Raw genomic sequence first — 18,115 nt, 5'->3', positions numbered from 1 at the left:
CTGCGGGATCTCCCCGAGGCCGGACACCGCTGCGCATGGCAGGGTGGAGCCATGCGGGTCGGTGCTGACGTGTTGGTCGAGGAACATCTGCGGCAACTCGCCAGTCGGCTCCGCGGGCCGCGCCGGCTGCGGGCCGACCTGTTGACCGAGGCACGACACGGGCTGCTGGACGCCGTCGAGGCGTACCGGGAGAACGGCCTGTCCAGCCGCGAGGCGTCCCGGCAGGCGGTGCTCGAATTCGGTACGCCCGAGCAGTTGGCCCCGGCCTACCAGGCCGAACTGGCGGTGGCGGCACTGCGCGGGCTGTCCCTACGGGTCGTCGCCTTCGCCTCGGCCGCCGCGATCGCCGGCGACCTCACCTGGCGCGGATCGAGTTGGAGTGACGGTCCCCGACCGCCGGCCGGATACCTGCTGCTGTCACAGTCGGTGAACTGGATCTGGGCCGGCGCGTTCCTGCTCGGCCTGGCCGGGCTGGTGCTGGTCACGGCCACCGCCCGCTCGGCGCGCCCGGGTCTCACCAGCCTGGCCCGCGCGGTGGGTGCCACGCTGACCGGTGCCGCCGCAGCGGGCGCGCTGGCCGGTGCGGGGCTGTTCACCTGGTCGATCCTGCTGTGGGACGCCGCACTCACCTGGCCGCCGATGATCATCGGCATGCTCGTCGGCGGTGCGGCGCACGTGTGGCTGGGCCGGTCGGCCCGCACCTGGCTGCTGGCGACCCGCTGACTCAGCCGGCCGGGGTCGGCGTGGTGCCCGGGTCCAGGAAGCGCCCCACCGTCGCGCTGAATTCGCGCCACCCCGACCGCTGGTCGGCCAACGCGCGCCGGCCGGAGTCGGTGAGTTCGTACGTCCGCCGTTCCCGCCCGTTGACGGTGCTCCAGGCGCTGGCGACATGCCCGGCCCGTTCCAGTCGCCGCAGCGCCGGGTAGACCGTGCCGGTGGGTAGATCGAGGCGGCCGTCGCTGCGCCCACGCAGTGCCTCGATGATGGCGTAGCCGTGCAGAGCGCCCCGTTCCAGCACGGCCAGCAGCAGGGCGTCGAGGTGTCCGTGCAGCGACTGGGCGTTCATACGTAGAGACGCTACTTGTTGGTGTGGTGACGGCGCCACCGGGGTGCGGGCATCCGTTACCCAGCGCAGCCAACTAGGGTATGTGCCCAGAGTCACCCACCGGCATCAGCACCGGTGGGCGGTAGCCCGACGCACCCGGAGGTCACCGTGGCCCGCCAGTCGCCCCAACGGCCGGACGCCGACGAGCCCGAGCTCGATGACACGACCGGCATCGCCGAGCCGGAGGTAGCCGAGCCGGACGCCGACGCGCCGACCGGCGCCGACCGCGCGCTCTGGGACGAGCTGCGGATCGAACCGGTGGAGATCGCCCTGCCCGCCGGCACCGGCTTCACCCTGCGGGCGTACCGGCCGGCGAGCGAGCTGACCCCGACCGACGTCGCCGAGCGCGACGCCGACGACCCGTTCCTCGCCCGCCGCCAGGTCGTGGAGACCGACGAGGACGAGGACGAGGGTGACGTCGTCATCCTCGACGAGGACGTCGCCCGGGACTTCGCCGAGAGCGACGACGAGGAGAAGCGGGCCAAGCGCGACGACGCCACCGGCGACGACAAAGATGCCGACGACGAGGCAGCGGCCGACGAGGACAGCGACGAGGAGGTGCCGGTCTTCCTGAGCCACCAGGGTCGGCTGCTGCTGTTCAAGACGCCCGAGTCGCTTGTGAGTTTCGTCCGGTCCGGCGCTCCCAACGACATGTCCCAGCTGGACAGTTGGCATGAACTGTCCGAACGGGTGGAACCCGCCGACATCGCACCGCTCGACGAGAACGTCTACGAGCTCGACCTCGTCGTGGAGAACCTCCGCGGTGGCCACGACACGTGGGATTCGACGCTGCTCATCGAGGCCGGCGAGGTCGCCCGCGACCTGGCATACGCCCTTCGCCTGCCTGCCGTGCTCGACATGCTCCGCAGCGGCTCCAGCCTCGACGACCTGGACGAGGCGCTGCGCTCCTCGGTCAACGGCGGGATCGGCGGTTTCATGGGTCGGCGTAGGCTGAAGAAAATCGGGGCACAAACCGCAAGTCTGGGTTGGCGCACCATCGTCGGGAAGATCTCTGCGATCGTGGACTGGCGCGACTGACCCGCACCAGGGAGCATCAGTCTCTGGCAGAGAAACCCCTGTGTCCCGGGAGGAGGACGACGCCGTGGCGCTCGTGCGCGTGTACTGCGGTCTGGCCTCGGCGGACCCGGCCGACCGACCGGTCTCGGCCGGATCGGCGCTGACGTCCGCGGTGGTCGACGACGCAGGCCGCCTGCTGCATGTCTGCGACATCAGCGACGACCCGGAGGGCTATGCCCGACTGGTCACGCTGCTCGTGGAACGCTCAGGCGGGCCGAGCGGTGCGGCCATCGCCGCCGACAGCGACGACCACATCGTCACCTCGCTGCTCAGCGCGGCCGGTCGGCCGCTGGCGATCGCCGACGACGACTCGGTCGACGACTTCGCAGAGCGGTTCGCCGACGACGACTCGCTGGAGGAGATGCAGGCACCGCCGGCCGTACGGCGGGCCGTCGGCCTCGCCCGCTCCCTGCAGGCCGGTGCACTCTCGGCCGTCACGCTGCCCGCTCCCCGGGACCTCGCCGGCTACAAGCAGGTCCTCGCCGCCCACGCCGCGTTGGCCACCGGGCGACACTCCGCCGCCGCCGCACTGCGTGAGGTGCTGCGCGAGCTCTACCCGGCGGCGTTGCGCGCCTACCCCGATCCCGCCGAGCCGATCCCGCTGGCTGTGCTGGACGCGCTGCCCGAGCCCGGCATGCTCACCGACGCGGCCGGCCGTGGCCGCGACGCGGCGGTGACCGCCGATGCCGTCACCGCTCAACTCGCGGCAGACGGCGCGGGTGACGCCGAGGCAATCGACGAGGCGGTCACCGCGCTGCGGGTCGCCATCTCCGAGACGCCGCGGCGGGCCACGGTCAATCGGGCCCTCACCTCCGCCGCCGCGGAGACCATCCGGCAGGCGGTCGCCTCCGTGCGGGCCTGCGACGCCGGCTGCGACGCGCTGGTCGGCGCGCTGCGCGCCCGCTCCGTCGGACCGCCGCAGGCGTCCGGCCGGAGGGCTGCGGCACGACGCGGCGAAACGGTCGGCGAGCTCTCGGCCGCCAGCGCGGCACCGGGCCTGCGTGCGGTCCGCCCCACCGGGCCGGAGCCGGCCGGCGGACGCCGTGGCCGGCCCGAGCCGATGCCGGGCACCGCTCCGCCGCCGTCGCCGCGGCCACTCGGACCGCCACCGGTGGCTCCCTCCCCCGTTGCCCCGCCGCCGGTCGCGCCCGCACCGATGACGCCGGCCGCCGTCGCTGGTCCGCCCGTCCCGGCGGCACCGGCGTACGGCGTCGACTCCCGCCCGACGCGCACCGACTCCCGCCCGAGGCGCACCGATTCCCGCCCGCTGCGGACCGACGGGCCGGCCAACCGGCCGGTCTCCGCACCACCCCCGCCGCCGCCCGGGATCACCCCGATCGCGCCGGCACAGCGCGGGCCGATCCCGCCCGCCGAGGCTGGTGAGCCGTTCCGCCCGACTCTCACCACCGCGGCCATCAACAGCGCGCGGGCCGAGCGTCAGCGCACCGTCATCCCGCCCCGGCCGAAGACCAACGGGGAGCCACCGGCGCCCACGGGCGGCTTCAGCGCCACCGACCTCAGTGTCCCGGTGCCGGCGCGCCGGCCCGAGGAGGAGAACGCGGCCCCGGGTTCCCGCGCCAACTGGCCGCTGGTCAACAACCCGGAGAGCCCGGCCGACGGTCCGACGCGCGCCGCCGCCCACGGCCCCTACGACGACCGGGGTCGGCGCGGCGCCGCCGAGCCCTCTCCCGAACTCGGTGCCGACCGTCGGGTGACCCCGCCGTGGCTCGCCGACGACCTGCCGCCGGAGCCACCGGTGTTGCGGCTGGTCGAGCCGCCGCCGCTGGCCGACCGGGCGCTGCGCAGCGGTGCCGACCCGCAGTCGGAGACCCCGCCGCTGCGGCTCGTCGACCGGGAGGCCGCGGAGCGCGGCAACCGGACGGTGGAGCGACTTGACCTTCCGCCGGCGCGCCGGCCGGAGCCATCGGTCGAGCACCGCACGCCGCCGATTCCCGACGAGGGTGACGGCGACCTGCTGATCTTCGCCCAGGCCAGGTCCGCCTGGTTCGTCGGGCACGGCGAGGAAGCCGACCTGGAATGGTCGACCACGGCCGACACCGGATGGCAGGCAGCCGAGCAGGCGGCCCGCCCGGCCGTCGGTGCCGAGACGACGGCCGGGTTGCCCAAGCGGGTACCGCAGGCCAACCTCGTGCCGGGCTCCCCGCTGCGTGAGGAGCGGCCGCTGCGGATCGTGCGGGACGCCGCCAGCCTCGCCGAGAACACCACCGGCTACTTCCGCGGCTGGCGCCGGGGACAGGAGATCGGCGGGTTCGCGGTCGGCGGGCGCCCGGGGCGGGAGGCCGCCGGCGGCTGGGACTTCAGCCGGGACACGGGCGACCGCGAGGACGACCGGGAATACGAGTACCGCTCCGCCGGGTACCGCTCCTGACCTTCGCCACATGGCCGTTGACCTGCGTGTTTCTGCCCACACCCGGATAATTTGACGCCGAGTCGGCAGGGCCGGAAGCATACCCGCGGAACAGCCGGCGGCAGGTCGCCGGGCGGGAAGGCGACTCATGGCGAAACCGGTAACCGGCCCATCTGTGATCACCCGTCGCGGCGTGCTGGCCGCGGCGGCGGGCACGCTGCTGCTGAGCGCCTGCGGGCGTGAGGACGAGCGCGACGCTGCCGTGACCCGGCCCACCCCCGGGCACGAACTGGTCATCGGCGCCACTCTGGAGCTGAGCGGGTCGGGCGCGGCGCTGGGGGTGGCCCAGGAGCGGGCGCTCGCCATCAGTGCGGCGACCCTCAACGAGAAGGGCGTGGCGGTCGGCAACCTCCGCCGGCAGGTACGCCTTGAGGTGCTGGACAACCGTAGTGATCCTCGGCTCGCCGCCCGGCAGGCCACCGAGCTGGGCCGACGCGACGACGTGCACGCCCTGCTCGGGACCACGCTGGCGGAGACCGCCATGTCGGTCATCGGGGCGGCACAGAAACTGCGGTTGCCGTTCGTGTCGCTGGCGTTCGGAGACTCGATCGCCGTACCGCTCGCCCAGCGTGCCTTCATCTACAAGGTCACCCCGGACGCCGGGGACGTGGCCCGCCGGCTGGCCCAGCTGGTCGCCGCCGAAGGGCTGCGCCGGGTGGTGCTGCTGGCCGAGACCGGGCTGCACGGCGACTCCGGCGTACGGGCCATGACCGGGGCGTTGCGTACCGCCGAGGTCGGCCTGGCCCGCACCGTACGGCTGCCCGCCTCGGAAGGTGGCGCGGCCGGCGCCGCTGAACAGGCCGTGGCGGCCCAGGCGGACGGTGTGGTGGTGTGGGCCACCGCGCCGCGCTCCGGTGCCGCTGCGCGGGCACTACGCGAGGCCGGACACCGCGGCGAGCTGTTCTTCGACGCCGGCGCGGTCGCCGAGGAGACCCTGGAGAGCCACAACCTGCGCGCCGTGGAGGGTTCCTACGCCGTACACCCGTCCTCGCTGGGCGGCTCCACGATCGCCAACAGCAGCGCCACCGGACGCGCCCACCGCAATCTCGTCTCGGAGTACATCCGCCGGCACGGCGCCTACAGCGGCTTCGCGCCGTACGCCTCGGACGCCCTGCTGCTGATCACCACGGCGGCTCGGCTGGCCGACAGCGTGGACCGTGGGCGGCTGCGGGCGTACCTGCAGAACCAGGTCACCGACGGCATGGCGGGGATGTACTCGTTCACGCCGATCCGGCACAGCGGCATGGAGCGCCATTCCCTCGGCGTGTACCGCGTCGACGGCGGTGTCTGGAACCGGCTCAGCTGACGGCGGCGGTGCCCCGGCGGTCCGCCGGACACCGCCCGAACCTGGTCACGGACAGCAACCAGCGCCCGGTGTCGACGTAAGCCGTCACCGGGCGCTGGAACGCGCTCGTCAGGCCGGGGCGACGGCGCGCGTACGGCGCATCGTCAGCACGTACTCGACCAGCGAGATCAGCACGTGCTTCGTCGACTCCCGGTTCCGGGCGTCGCAGGCCACCACGGGAACGTGCGAGGAGATCGCGAGCGCATCCCGGACGTCCTGCGGGTCGTGGTACTGCATCCCGTCGAAGCAGTTGATGGCCACCAGGTACGGCAGCCGCCGGTGCTCGAAGAAGTCGATCGCCGCGAAGCAGTCGGCCAGCCGGCGGGTATCCACCAGCACCACCGCGCCGATCGCGCCCCGGACCAGTTCATCCCACATGAACCAGAAACGGGTCTGACCCGGCGTACCGAACAGGTACAGGATCAGGTCACGATCGATCGAGATGCGACCGAAGTCCATGGCCACCGTGGTCGTCGTCTTGCCCGGCACCTGCCGGGTGTCGTCGACGCCGACCCCGGCGGAGGTCATGATGGCCTCGGTGGTCAGCGGCGTGATCTCCGAGACCGAGCCGACCAGCGTCGTCTTGCCGACGCCGAAGCCACCGGCAATAACGATCTTCGCCGACGTCACGCGACCGCTCGGGGTCGGCGGGCGGTGCGACATGTCAGAGCCTGCGAAGTCCACTCAGCACCCTCTCCAGCAATTCAGTGCCCACCGCGTCGTCCGAGTCGTCCAGGATGGTCGGCTCGTGGACTGCGACCAGGCCGTCCGTCGCCATGTCGGCGATGAGCACTCGGGCCACGCCGAGCGGAAGCTGCATTCTCGCCGCGATCTCGGCGAGTGACTGCACGCGTCCGTCACAGAGCGCGGCGATGTACTGGTGCTCACGGCCTTGGCCACCATTGCCAGTGGCAGCGGCCCGACCGCGCACCGTCGTCTCGACCAGCGCCTCCAGGGCGATGTCGAGGCGGGGACGGGTACGACCGCGGGTTACGGCGTATGGACGGACCAATGCGCCGGTCGGCTCGTCACGATCGGTCATGTCGCCGCTCACCTCCTTCGTACCCGGCACCGGCTCGCACCGGTGCTACCCGTCGTATGCAGTGTTTCTGTCCAGCCTGCAAACCGGCCGGCGTGACGATCAGCCCATCATTCCCACAGCCGTACGGGGCTGCGGGGTCAGGGCGTCGCCCACCCGGTCGACGAGCAGGGCCATCTCGTAACCGACCTGTCCCACGTCGCTGCTTCGCGCGGCGAGCACCGCGAACGACGAGCCGTCGGAAATCGACATCAGGAACAGGAAGCCATTGTCCATTTCGACCACGGTCTGTAGCACGGCGCCTCCCTCGAAGCACCGGGCCGCGCCCTGGGTCAGGCTGACCAGACCGGAGGCGATCGCCGCCAACTGGTCTGCCCGGTCCCGAGGAAGGTCTCGTGACGACGCCAGGAGCAGGCCGTCCGCGGAGACGGCTACCGCATGCGCGACACCGGGCACCCGATCGGCGAAGTTGGCCAGCAGCCAACCGAGGTCCTGCGTACTAGTCATCCTTCTTGCTCCTTCTGCCCGCTCCCGGCCACCGGGCCTGAGCCAGACTGCGAGGATTGCTGCCCGCCCGAAGTTCCCTCCGGGCCGGTCGGGTTGCTGTCCGAGGGGCTGGTACGGCCCCGCTGGACACCCCGGTGGTAAGCGGAGAGCAGGCCGCGCACCGACTCCGGGTTGCGTCGCTGCACAGAGGTGGTCGGCTTCTCCACCGCACCCGGTACGAGCTGCGCCATCGGCGTACGCTTCGGCAGCCCGGTCTCGGTGGTGCCGCTGGGCGGCACCTGACTGGCCTTGGAGGCCGCCCGCCAGCCGTCATCGGCAGCAGTCTGCCAGATGCTCTCCTGCGACGTCGGACGGTGCGGGGGCTTGCTCTCGGCGGCGCCGGGACGACGTCCGCCGCCCGCCGCGCCGTTTCCGCCCGCGGCCGTCGGAGTCTCTGCCATCGGTGCGTTACCTGTCGTCCCAGTTGAGGTCTGCTGTGCGGGTCGACCCGCGACGTCGACCGTCGAGATCTGCTGGGTCACCGCACCGGTCGTCGCCGGCTTCCGGTTGGCCGCCGACTCCTCCGCGCCCGTACGACGGGTGCGGAACCAGGCCGACTCCAGCTCCCGGAAGATCGGCAGCTCCATCGTCTCGTCCGCGTACCGCTGCCGGTTCTGGCCCTGCGGCGCGGGCGTTGCCGGCTGCGTCGGCCTGGCCGCCGGTGACGCCTGACGCTGCACCCGGGGCAGCTCGGTGGTCATGTCCAGCGCGGCGGCCAGCCGCTCGGGCACGGGCGGAGCGGCCGGCTCCGCGGCCACCGGCGGCCATGCCGGCGGCGCGGAAGGTCCGCCGGCGGCGGGTGCCGCCGAGACGGGTCGCTGGGGCAGCGGTCCGCCGGGCGGCGTCGACACCGGCGAGTTGTAGTTCGGCGAGGCCGAGACCGGGGACGACGACACGGGCTGACCGGATACCGGAGCGGCCGAGACCGGCGGGGCGGAGTAGGGCGTGCCCGACACCGGCGGCGCCGAGACCGGCGGCACCGGAGGGGCCGACACCGCCGGCGGGGCGTACGGACCGGCCTCGGGGCTGCTGGGCAGCTGGCGCGGGATGTGCGGCTGCTGGCCGGTGACGGCCGGATCGTCGTTGGAGCGGCGCTGCGGCAGCGGGTCGACCGGGTGGCCGTTCGACGTACGGGACGCGAAGTTGTCGCCGCCGGTGGCACCGGTCAGGTCCGACCAGGCGGGCAGGTTGCCCACGGTGGCCGGCGTGCCGGAGCCGTTGCGGCTGGCCGGGTCGAAGGGCCGGCCACCGAGGGTGACCTGGTTGCCCGAGCCGCCGGACGGGCGAGCGGCGGGCACATTGGCACCGTTGCCGAGCGCGGGCAGCGCGCCGAACGTCGGTGTCGGCCCGGACGGGCCGAACGACGAGCTCTGCGGCAACGCGGGGCCGGCCGAGGCGGGCAACGCGGGAGGCTGCTGCCCCCGGCCGGACAACGCCCGGGGCACCAGCACGGTCGGCGGCAGCGTGACCTCGGCGACGGCGCCCCGGTCGCTACCGGGACGCAGCTCGACCTTCACGCCGTGCCGGGACGCCAGGCGGGCCACCACGACCAGACCCATCATCCGCGAGACGGCGACGTCCACCTGCGGGGGCGTGGCCAGGCGCTCGTTGAGGTCGGCCAACTGCTCGGCACTCATGCCGATACCCCGGTCCTCCACGTACAGGGAGGCGCGGTCACCGACCCGGCGGGCCTCGACCAGCACCTGCGAGTCCGGCGGCGAGAACGCGGTGGCGTTGTCGAACAGCTCGGCGACGAGGTGCACCAGGTCGTTGACGGCGTGCGCGGAGACCTCGATGTCCCGGTCGATCACCCCGAACTCGATCCGGGTGTAGTGCTCGACCTCGGACTGGGCGGCCCGCAGCACGTCGATCAGCGCGGCCGGCTCCCGCTGCACGCGGGTCGAGTCGGCACCGGCGAGCACCAGGAGGTTCTCGTCGTTGCGGCGCATCCGGGTGGCGAGGTGGTCCAGCTGGAACAGCTCGGCCAGCCGATCCGGGTCCTCCTCGCCGCGCTCGAGCCGGTCGAGGTGGCCGATCAGGCGGTCGACCAGGATCTGGGACCGACGGGCCAGGTTGACGAACATGGTCGCGACGGACGCCCGCAGTGCGGCCTGCTCGGCGGCGGTGCGGACCGCCTCCAGGTGGACCGCGTTGAACGCCTCGGTCACCTGGCCGAACTCGTCCTTGCTGCGCACCGGCAGCGGTTCGGCGATCTGGTTGGCCAGCTGGACCGGGGAGAGCTGCCCGGTGACCTGCGGGTCGCGCAGCCGGGCCACCGCCTGGGGCAGTCCGTACTGGGCGATGGAGAGCGCGCCCTGGCGCAGCTCGCGCAGTGAACGGGCCATCGAGCGGGCCAGCAGGTAGGCCAGGAAGATCGCCAGCAGCAGCATCGTCAGCAGCAGGCCGGTCTCCAGGAACACCGTGCGCTGCACGTCCGAGCGGAGTTGGCCGGCCTCGGTCACCACGTCGGAGTCGAACTTCGACTCCACCGAGCGGATCAGCTTGCCGTTGGCGACCAGCGCCGCGTCCCACTGCTCGGGGGTGAAGGAGATGCCCGCGAGGTTCTGGGAGGTGTCGGCGTTGACCTGGCTGATGTAGATCGTCGCCTGCCGGCGGTCACCACCACCGATGGTCTGGGCGTGGAACTCCGCGTCCGCCTCGGTGGCGACCGCGTTGAAGCTCTGCTGCGCCTGCTGCTGACCGGTCTCGCTGGAGATGTAGTCGGTACGCAGGGTCGCGCTCATGCCGTTCAGGATCAGGGCCCGGTGCACGACCACCCGGCGGACCGAGAGCCATTCCTTCTCCCGGGCCACGGCGGCTGCGGTCCGCATCCGGTCGCTCAGGTCGTTGTCGCCGGCCAGCTGGCTGGCCGAGTCCCGGATGGTGAGCAGCTGGTTGATCAGCTCGTCGTAGGACTGGAGCGCGTCAGTGATCTTGAACTTGCCGTTGAGCACCTGACTGCGGGTGCCCGGCAGGTCACCGAGGCCGTCGTCGATCTGACCGAGCAGGCCCTGCAGGCTGACGGGCAGGTCGGTGAGGTCGGACCGCTGCTGGGAGTAGGGGCCCTTGACCTCGTCGACCCGGGAGGCGACCTCGTTGTAGAGGGCGGTGTTCTGCTTCTTCTCCGCCGACTCGCCCTGACTCGCCTGCTGCGGCGCCACGCCCAGCAGCAGCACGGCGGCGGTCCGTTCGTCCTGCAGGCCGTCCACCAGCTCACCAGAGTGACCGATCAGCTCGGCGAGGTCGCCGGCCCGGTTCGCGTCGCTCAGGGCATCCAGGTGGTCTACCAGACCGCTGGTGCCCACGACGACCGTGGCAATGGTCGGCACGATCATGATGAGACCGAGCTTGGACCAGATCGGCATGTCGCGGAGCCGGCCTGCCGGCCGGCTCAGACGCGACAGGAAGGAACCTGCCGTCTTCGGCCGTTTGCTCACGTCACCGCCCTCGTGATTGCAGCGTCCGCGTTGCCCTCGGGCAACGCCCAGCAGCCGACCCGGCGGGTCAGACCATCCGAGATTCCATCACGTGACTCCGGAAAGAGAAAGCCCAGGTTGGCCGCAGCCGGAGGTGTGATGAGATGTTGATGCAATTTGATCGCGGTCCGTCTGTCCGGAGTCACTAAAAGTAATGAAAACCCCGCACCGAGTTGTCCTTCTTGCCGGCCCTTCGGGCTCAGGAAAGTCGTACATAGCGCAACAGACCGGGCTCCCGGTGCTCTGTTTGGACGATTTTTACAAGAATGGTGATGACCCAACGTTACCGCGCCAGAACGGCCAGATCGACTGGGAGTCGCCCGGTTCGTGGGACGCCAAAGCGGCTGTCGAGGTCATAGACCAACTGGCTCGGCACGGTCGGGCGGACGTGCCCGTCTACGCGATCAATGAGGATCGCCGGGTGGCCACTCGGCGCTTCGAGCTGACCACTTCGCCACTTTTCGTGGCCGAAGGGATCTTCGCCGCCGAGATCGTCGAGGAGTGCCGACGACGCGGTCTGCTCGCCGGGGCGTACGCCCTGCGCCGGCCGCGCGGCGCGACCTTCCTCCGCCGGCTCGCCCGGGACCTCACCCAACAGCGCAAGGGCCCGCAGGTGCTGCTGCGGCGGGGTGTGGCACTGCTGCGAGCCGAGCCGGCGGTGCTGCGCCGACAGACCGGGCTCGGTGCGGAGGCCGCCCGTGGCCGGGACGTGCTGCGCCGGGTGGCCGGCCTGCTCGCCGCCGGGCACCCGCCCGCCCGCTGAGCCGTCGGCTCAGGCGAGCAGCTTCGCGTACGCCGGCTTGATCACCTCGTCGATGATGCGCAGCCGCTCGTCGAACGGGATGAAGGCGCTCTTCATCGCGTTGATGGTGAACCACTGCAACTCCCGCCAGCCGTAGCCGAACGCGTCGACCAGCAGAGCCATCTCCCGGGACATCGACGTGCCGCTCATCAGCCGGTTGTCGGTGTTGACGGTGACCCGGAACCGCAGATCCCGCAGCAGCCCGATCGGGTGCTCCGCGATCGACGGGGCGGCGCCGGTCTGCACGTTCGACGACGGGCACAACTCCAGCGGGATCCGCTTGTCCCGCACGTACGCGGCCAGCCGGCCGAGCCGCGGCTCGGCACCGGTGGTGATGTCGTCGACGATGCGTACGCCGTGGCCGAGGCGGTCCGCGCCGCACCACTGGATCGCCTGCCAGATCGAGGGCAGCCCGAACGCCTCGCCCGCGTGGATGGTGAAGTGGAAGTTCTCCCGCTGGAGGTACTCGAAGGCGTCCAGGTGACGGGTGGGCGGGAAGCCCGCCTCCGCGCCGGCGATGTCGAAGCCCACCACCCCCTGGTCGCGGTGCCGTACGGCCAACTCGGCGATCTCCTGCGAGCGGGCCGCGTGCCGCATCGCGGTCAACAGCGTGCCGACCCGGATCGGGGTACCGGCCTCGGCGGCGAGGGCACTGCCCTCGACAAAGCCGGCCAGCACCGCCTCGACCACCTCGTCGAGGGTCAGGTCCTGCTCCAGGTGCTGCTCCGGGGCGAACCGAACCTCGGCGTAGACCACCCCGTCGGCGGCCAGGTCGAGAGCGCACTCCCGAGCCACCCGACGCAACGCGGAGGCCGTCTGCATCACCGCGACCGTGTGGGCGAACGTCTCCAGGTAGCGCTCCAACGAACCCGAGTCGGCCGCCGCCGCGAACCATCGTCCCAACTCGGCCGAGTCCGTCGTGGGTAGGTCGTGACCGACCTCCGCGGCCAGGTCGACGATCGTCTCGGGCCGCAGTCCGCCATCCAGGTGATCGTGCAGCAGCGCCTTCGGTGCCCTGACGATGTTCTCGTATCCGATACTCGCGCTCATCGCCGCTCACCCCGCTCGCAACCCATGCCCAGACCCTAGTCCGCGCCGCCCGGCCGCCGGCCGTGGACCCGGCCGGACACCTGCCTAGACTCGACGCGTGAGGCAGCCGTGATGGACCCCAGCGTCGTCGACCGGCTGCGCTGCCCCGTCTGCGGCGAACCGCTCGCCGAGGCCGCCACCGGCGACTCCCGGGCGTTGCGGTGCCCACGCCGGCACAGCTTCGACATCGCCCGGCAGGGCTACGTCAACCTGCTCGCCGGCCGCAGCCCGCACAGCGGGGACAGCACCGAGATGGTCACCGCTCGGGCGGACTTCCTGGCCGCCGGGCACTACGACGTCATCTCCACCGCGCTCGCCGACGCCGCCCACGACGCCGCTCCCGCCGGGGCGTACCCGCTGGTGGTGGAGCCCGGCGCGGGCACCGGGCGGCACCTCGCGGCGGTGCTGGCGGCGCTGCCGGCGACGCACGGTCTCGCCCTGGACGTCTCCAAGCCGGCCCTGCGCCGGGCCGCCCGCGCCCACCCCCGCGTCACCGCGGCGCTCGCCGACACCTGGCAGCGGCTGCCGCTGGCGGACGCCTCCACGGCGCTGCTGCTGAACGTCTTCGCGCCGCGCAACGGCACCGAGTTCCACCGGGTGCTCGACCCGGCCGGGCGGCTGCTGGTGGTGACGCCGGCCGCCGACCATCTCGCCGAGCTGGTCGGCGCCCTCGGCCTGCTCCGGGTCGACCCGGCCAAGGCGGACCGGGTCGCGGCCAGCCTGGGCGGGCACTTCACCGAGGAGTCGACCGCCGTGCACCGGCGGGTGCTGACGTTGACCGGCCCGGAGGTGACCACCCTGGTCGGCATGGGCCCGAGCGCCTGGCACACCGACCCGGCCGGGCTGGCGGCCCGGATCGCCGCCCTGGGCGAGCCGGTCCGGGTGACCGTGGCCGTCCGGCTCGGCGTCCACCGGCCGCGCTGACCCTAGGTGGAGAGGTCGACCTCTTCCCAGCCCGGCGGCTCCTCGTGGTAAGGCCCCCGCAGGATCACCGCCCATTCCAGCGCCCACCGCCGCTGACCGATCGCGTGGGCGTCCACCAGGCCCGGCATCGACCGACCGACCCGGTCCACCTCCAGGTACGCCCAGTCCAGGCAGTAGTAGAGGTCGAGCAGGGCCGCCGTGTCCGCCGGGTGCTGCGGCGCGGTGAGGATCCGGGAACGCCACTGCCGGAAGGTCTCCCCCTCGGCGATGTTCGGCAGCCGCTCCACCAGCCGCTCGTCGGCCGGCATGGTGGGATCGAGCTGCTTGGTCAGGCCGAGCACCCAGGCCAGCGAGAACAACGCGTCGTGGTGCAGGACGAAGGAACGGTGGTCGCCCTTGGCGCCGGTGACGAACTGGAACTCCGGCGGCGTGACCATCTCCACCAGGTGGGAGGCGAGCAGCCAGCTCATCGCGGCCTGCGGCGGCAGGCCGAAACAGCGGGCCAGGATCAGGTGCAGCACCGCGATCCGCGCCTCGATCTCCGCCGTCGGCCGCAGCTCTATCTCGTCACCCGGCTCCCAGACCAGCGGGAACTGTCGCGGTGGCAGGGGCAGCCGCAGCCGGGACAACTCCTCCAGGCTCGCCTCACGCACCTCGCGGGGATCGGGGGCAGGCACGATCACGGCAACATCCCTGTCTGCTCACGACGTCTCGGCGCCGACGGTCCCCCTGGCCTGCGAGAATAGCGGTCCCGAAGGCCGGGCACCATGGGGTCTGGCCAGGGTTTCGTTACTCGACGCGTTCGATCACCAACGGCACACCGACCGGCGGTCGGGCCGCGATGGTCACCGCCCGGGCCGCCTCCGCCAGCGCCGGCGGGATCCGCTCCGCCTGCTCGGCCCGCAGCTCGTAGAGGGGTTCTCCGGCCCGGACCGGATCACCGGGGCGCTTGTGCAGCAGCACACCGGCCGGCACGCTGACCGGGTCCTCCTTGCGGGCCCGTCCCGCGCCGAGTCGCCACGCGGCCACCCCCATGGCGTACGCGTCGACCGCCGCGACGTAACCGTCCGCGTCCGCGCGTACCACCTCGACTTCGGCCGCCTCGGGCATCGGCGCGTCCGGGTCCCCGCCCTGGGCCCGGATCATCGACCGCCAGGCGTCCATCGCGCGCCCGTCGAGTAGCGCGGCGGCGGGGTCGGCGTCGGGCAGCCCCGCCGCGTCGAGCATCTCCCGGGCCAGCGCCAGGGTCAGCTCCACCACGTCGGCCGGTCCACCACCGGCCAGCACCTCGACGGACTCGGTGACCTCGATTCCGTTGCCGATGGCCCGTCCGAGCGGGGTGGACATGTCGGTGAGCAGGGCGACGGTCCGCACGCCGTGCGCGCCGCCCAGCTCCACCATCGTCCGGGCCAGCTCGCGGGCGTCGTCGACCGACTTCATGAACGCACCGGAGCCGACCTTCACGTCCAGCACCAGCGCTTCGGTGCCCTCGGCGATCTTCTTGCTCATGATCGAGCTGGCGATCAGCGGGATCGCCTCGACGGTGCCGGTGACATCGCGCAGCGCGTACAGCTTGCGGTCCGCCGGAGCCAGCCCGGACCCGGCGGCGCAGATCACCGCGCCGATGTCCCGCAGCTGGGCGGTGAACTCCTCGTTGCCCAACGCCGCCCGCCAGCCCGGGATCGACTCCAGCTTGTCCAGCGTGCCGCCGGTGTGCCCGAGCCCGCGTCCGGACAGCTGCGGAACCGCCGCCCCACAGGCCGCCACCAGCGGGGTGAGCGGCAGAGTGATCTTGTCGCCGACCCCGCCGGTCGAGTGCTTGTCGACGGTCGGCCGGGTCACCGACGACAGGTCGAGCCGCTCGCCGCTGGCGATCATCGCGGCCGTCCAGCGGGCGATCTCCGGGCCGGTCATCCCGTTCAGCAGGATCGCCATGGCCAGCGCCGACATCTGCTCGTCGGCCACCACCCCCCGGGTGTACGCGTCCACCACCCAGTCGATCTGCGCGTCGGACAGCACCCCCCCGTCCCGCTTGACCCGAATAACATCAACAGCCGTAAACCCACTCATCTTTGAGTCCAATCAGTCATTTCACGTCGGCAGGACGCCCACCCCGGTAAACAGCCAGGGGTAATCTCCCGCCCGACCGACAACTCGTCCGAACCGACGCGACGCCGGTGACCCCGACGGGCCGGGGCCGACCGTGCCCGGCGGAGGGATCAAGCCTGACCGCCCGGAGCCGGGTACGGTCGGCCCCGGCCCCGGCGCTACCACCGACAACGATCAATCGCCCCAGCGGACCGGAATCTCCAACGGCGGCTCGCCATCGCCCGCCCAGAAGATCGTGCCGGACGCGTCCACCACCACCACCCGGGGCGTACGCGCCAACCCCCAGCCGATCGCCTCGGCCGGATCGTCCCAGCTCGGCCCCTCTTCCAGCACCCCGGTCTCGGCGCCGGCGTCGTCACCGGCCGAGCGCTCCCAGTAGGCCGTCCAGACCTGCTGGCCGGCCGACAGGTCGGGGTGCACGAAGACGGTGCCGCGTCCCCGCCAGGCGGCCAGCCGGTCGGGCACCACCGGCACCGGCCGCTCGCCGGTGACCGCCTCGATGTCGGCCACGTCGAAGGCGTGCGGCAGCAGTTCGGCCATCCGCAGCGGGCCGCTCTTCGCCTCGATGAGGCATTCCGGTCCGCCCTGCTCCCAGAGCAGCTGCCGGCAACGCCCGCACGGCATCAGCGGCTCGCCGGTGGCGTCGACGCAGGACAGCGCCACGATCCGGCCCCCGCCGGTGGCGTGCAGCGAGGAGACCACGCCACACTCGGCGCAGAGCACCACGCCGTACGCGGCGTTCTCCACGTTGCAGCCGACCACGACCCGGCCGTCGTCGACGAGTGCCGCCGCCCCCACCGGAAACTTGGAGTACGGCACGTACGCGTGCCGCATCACCTCGGTCGCGGCGCTCCGCAGCCGTTCCCAGTCGATCTCCATGGTCCGCTCCCTGGGTCAGCCCTTGATGTACGGCTTGCCGTCGGCGGCCGGTGCCCGCACCCGGCCGACCAGCCCGGCCACGGCCAGGATCGTCGCCAGGTACGGCAGCATGGCCAGGAACTGGCCGGGGATCACACTGTTGATCGCACCGAGGTAGGTGGCCAGCTGGTCGGCGAAGCCGAAGAAGAGCGCGGCGAGCAGCGCTCCGGTGGGGCTCCACCGGCCGAAGATCAGTGCGGCCAGGGCGATGAAGCCCTTGCCGCCGATCATGTTCTTGGTGAACGAGTAGAGCGCCAGCGTGTACGAGGCACCACCGATACCGGCGACCGCTCCGGCCAGGATCACGTTGCGATAGCGCAGCCCGAGCACCTTGACGCCCAGGGTGTCCGCCGCCGTCGGGTGCTCACCGACCGACCGGGTGCGCAGACCCCACCGGGTACGGAACAGCGCGATGTGGATCACGAGCACCAGCAGCAGGGCCAGGTAGAGGAAGATGTTGCCCCGGAACAGCGCCGGCCCGAGCACCGGGATGTCCGACAGCAGCGGGATCTCCCAGTTGCTGAACCGCGGCGCGCTGTTGTAGCGGGCAGCGTCGGTCTGCATCAGCCGCTCGTAGAGGAAGCCGGTGATGCCGAGCGCCAGCAGGTTGAGCACGATGCCCATGACCACCTGGTCGACCAGGTAGCGGATGCTGAACACGGCCAGCAGCAGCGAGATGAACGACCCACCGAGCGCGGCGGCGAGCAGCCCCACCCAGACGCTGCCGGAGATGCTGCCGAACAGCGCACCGCTGAAGGCGCCCATCAGCAGCTGCCCCTCGATGGCCACGTTGACCACACCGGAGCGCTCGCAGAGCACGCCGGCCAGCGCACCGAAGATCAGCGGCAGGGCGAGCAGGAAGGTGCCCCGCACGATGTTGACCAGCGGCATGAAGTTCTGCCCGGTCGGTGCGGCGGAGACCTGCCAGCACAGGAAGGACAGCACGAAGGCGACCAGACCGACGGCGAGCGCCGGGATGAACCAGCGTTTCGGCAGGCCGACGAGCATCGCCGCACCGGCGGCCAGCGTGACCAGGCCGAAGATGATCGCCCCGACCGTGCCGTTGACCTCCAGCGCAGCGCCGGCGGCGTCCTCGCTGAGCGTGAAGCGGGCCTGCTCACCGGTGGCCAGTGCCCCGAACAGCACCGTGGCCAGCAGGCCGAGGGCCAGCAACACCAGGCCCACCTTGCGGGTACGGGTCCAGAAGCCCTCGTCGACGGGCGCGACCGCGACGTCGGGAACAGCCATGGTGGACAT

The 18,115-nt window shown here is 72.2% G+C and carries 16 protein-coding genes; 6 read left to right on the top strand and 10 right to left on the bottom strand.

Going from position 1 to position 18,115, the window contains the following annotated elements; all coding sequences use genetic code 11:
* The first annotated feature begins 51 nt into the window (after positions 1–51).
* Entirely contained in the window at positions 52–723 is a 672-nt protein-coding gene (locus tag BMY89_RS15155; protein ID WP_092380612.1) for a permease prefix domain 1-containing protein, read from the top strand.
* A 1-nt stretch (position 724) separates the two neighbouring features.
* On the opposite strand, the gene BMY89_RS15150 is transcribed toward BMY89_RS15155, so the two are convergent.
* On the bottom strand, positions 725–1,066 hold the full coding sequence (locus tag BMY89_RS15150) for a PadR family transcriptional regulator (protein WP_092380611.1): 342 nt from the start codon (positions 1,064–1,066) through the stop codon (positions 725–727).
* Between the two features lie 114 nt (positions 1,067–1,180).
* On the opposite strand from BMY89_RS15150, the gene BMY89_RS15145 reads away from it, so the two are divergent.
* The 3 genes from BMY89_RS15145 (at position 1,181) to BMY89_RS15135 (ending at position 5,916) form a co-directional block, all read left to right on the top strand.
* Positions 1,181–2,143: a DNA primase gene (locus tag BMY89_RS15145; protein ID WP_175510373.1), complete on the top strand. Its 963-nt coding sequence runs from the start codon at positions 1,181–1,183 to the stop codon at positions 2,141–2,143.
* A gap of 40 nt (positions 2,144–2,183) precedes the next feature.
* Positions 2,184–4,571 carry a transposase gene (locus BMY89_RS15140; protein ID WP_092380610.1) on the top strand — a complete coding sequence of 796 codons (2,388 nt, stop codon included), beginning with the start codon at positions 2,184–2,186 and terminating at the stop codon, positions 4,569–4,571.
* 154 nt (positions 4,572–4,725) lie between these two features.
* The gene (locus BMY89_RS15135; protein WP_232521352.1) at positions 4,726–5,916 is read left to right on the top strand and encodes an ABC transporter substrate-binding protein; all 1,191 of its coding nucleotides are present in this window, start codon (positions 4,726–4,728) and stop codon (positions 5,914–5,916) included.
* Positions 5,917–6,024: 108 nt separating this feature from the next.
* On the opposite strand, the gene BMY89_RS15130 is transcribed toward BMY89_RS15135, so the two are convergent.
* From BMY89_RS15130 to BMY89_RS15115, 4 genes are all read right to left on the bottom strand, one after another.
* Positions 6,025–6,618 (bottom strand): GTP-binding protein, encoded by a 594-nt coding sequence (locus tag BMY89_RS15130; protein ID WP_092380608.1) that lies wholly within the window; start codon positions 6,616–6,618, stop codon positions 6,025–6,027.
* 1 nt (position 6,619) lies between these two features.
* Positions 6,620–6,997 carry a DUF742 domain-containing protein gene (locus tag BMY89_RS15125; RefSeq protein ID WP_092380833.1) on the bottom strand — a complete coding sequence of 126 codons (378 nt, stop codon included), beginning with the start codon at positions 6,995–6,997 and terminating at the stop codon, positions 6,620–6,622.
* 99 nt (positions 6,998–7,096) lie between these two features.
* A complete protein-coding gene (locus BMY89_RS15120; protein ID WP_073839925.1) occupies positions 7,097–7,501 on the bottom strand; it encodes a roadblock/LC7 domain-containing protein in 405 nt (134 codons plus the stop codon).
* Positions 7,498–10,977 carry a sensor histidine kinase gene (locus tag BMY89_RS15115; protein ID WP_092380607.1) on the bottom strand — a complete coding sequence of 1,160 codons (3,480 nt, stop codon included), beginning with the start codon at positions 10,975–10,977 and terminating at the stop codon, positions 7,498–7,500. Before BMY89_RS15115 ends, BMY89_RS15120 begins: the two co-directional genes overlap by 4 nt.
* 460 nt (positions 10,978–11,437) lie before the next feature.
* On the opposite strand from BMY89_RS15115, the gene BMY89_RS30930 reads away from it, so the two are divergent.
* Positions 11,438–11,779, top strand: coding sequence for a hypothetical protein (locus BMY89_RS30930; RefSeq protein WP_232521348.1), 342 nt, complete (start codon positions 11,438–11,440; stop codon positions 11,777–11,779).
* A gap of 9 nt (positions 11,780–11,788) precedes the next feature.
* Here BMY89_RS30930 and BMY89_RS15105 read toward each other — a convergent pair whose 3' ends face one another.
* A complete protein-coding gene (locus tag BMY89_RS15105; RefSeq protein ID WP_092380605.1) occupies positions 11,789–12,868 on the bottom strand; it encodes an adenosine deaminase in 1,080 nt (359 codons plus the stop codon).
* 111 nt (positions 12,869–12,979) lie between these two features.
* On the opposite strand from BMY89_RS15105, the gene BMY89_RS15100 reads away from it, so the two are divergent.
* Positions 12,980–13,831 carry a putative RNA methyltransferase gene (locus BMY89_RS15100; protein WP_092380604.1) on the top strand — a complete coding sequence of 284 codons (852 nt, stop codon included), beginning with the start codon at positions 12,980–12,982 and terminating at the stop codon, positions 13,829–13,831.
* A gap of 2 nt (positions 13,832–13,833) precedes the next feature.
* Here the strand turns inward: BMY89_RS15100 and BMY89_RS15095 are convergent, their stop codons facing one another.
* The 4 genes from BMY89_RS15095 to BMY89_RS15080 form a co-directional block, all read right to left on the bottom strand.
* Entirely contained in the window at positions 13,834–14,514 is a 681-nt protein-coding gene (locus tag BMY89_RS15095; RefSeq protein ID WP_092380603.1) for a DUF4272 domain-containing protein, read from the bottom strand.
* 106 nt (positions 14,515–14,620) lie between these two features.
* A complete protein-coding gene (locus BMY89_RS15090) occupies positions 14,621–15,901 on the bottom strand; it encodes a thymidine phosphorylase (RefSeq protein ID WP_092380602.1) in 1,281 nt (426 codons plus the stop codon).
* Positions 15,902–16,114: 213 nt separating this feature from the next.
* Entirely contained in the window at positions 16,115–16,819 is a 705-nt protein-coding gene (locus tag BMY89_RS15085) for a cytidine deaminase (protein ID WP_092380601.1), read from the bottom strand.
* Positions 16,820–16,834: 15 nt separating this feature from the next.
* Positions 16,835–18,115, bottom strand: coding sequence for an ABC transporter permease (locus tag BMY89_RS15080; protein ID WP_092380600.1), 1,281 nt, complete (start codon positions 18,113–18,115; stop codon positions 16,835–16,837).

Origin of the sequence: Micromonospora phaseoli, assembly GCF_900109115.1 — a bacterium.
Classification (GTDB): domain Bacteria; phylum Actinomycetota; class Actinomycetes; order Mycobacteriales; family Micromonosporaceae; genus Micromonospora; species Micromonospora phaseoli.
This window is presented reverse-complemented; position numbering and strand designations above follow the sequence as displayed.

What these genes read in the sequence shown, in the direction of transcription:
- BMY89_RS15155 (WP_092380612.1), top strand. Translation starts at nt 52, where the DNA reads ATGCGGGTCGGTGCTGACGTGTTGGTCGAGGAACATCTGCGGCAACTC.
- BMY89_RS15150 (WP_092380611.1), bottom strand. Translation starts at nt 1,066, where the DNA reads ATGAACGCCCAGTCGCTGCACGGACACCTCGACGCCCTGCTGCTGGCC.
- BMY89_RS15130 (WP_092380608.1), bottom strand. Translation starts at nt 6,618, where the DNA reads ATGTCGCACCGCCCGCCGACCCCGAGCGGTCGCGTGACGTCGGCGAAG.
- BMY89_RS15125 (WP_092380833.1), bottom strand. Translation starts at nt 6,997, where the DNA reads ATGACCGATCGTGACGAGCCGACCGGCGCATTGGTCCGTCCATACGCC.
- BMY89_RS15120 (WP_073839925.1), bottom strand. Translation starts at nt 7,501, where the DNA reads ATGACTAGTACGCAGGACCTCGGTTGGCTGCTGGCCAACTTCGCCGAT.
- BMY89_RS15105 (WP_092380605.1), bottom strand. Translation starts at nt 12,868, where the DNA reads ATGAGCGCGAGTATCGGATACGAGAACATCGTCAGGGCACCGAAGGCG.
- BMY89_RS15100 (WP_092380604.1), top strand. Translation starts at nt 12,980, where the DNA reads ATGGACCCCAGCGTCGTCGACCGGCTGCGCTGCCCCGTCTGCGGCGAA.
- BMY89_RS15090 (WP_092380602.1), bottom strand. Translation starts at nt 15,901, where the DNA reads ATGAGTGGGTTTACGGCTGTTGATGTTATTCGGGTCAAGCGGGACGGG.
- BMY89_RS15085 (WP_092380601.1), bottom strand. Translation starts at nt 16,819, where the DNA reads ATGGAGATCGACTGGGAACGGCTGCGGAGCGCCGCGACCGAGGTGATG.
- BMY89_RS15080 (WP_092380600.1), bottom strand. Translation starts at nt 18,115, where the DNA reads ATGTCCACCATGGCTGTTCCCGACGTCGCGGTCGCGCCCGTCGACGAG.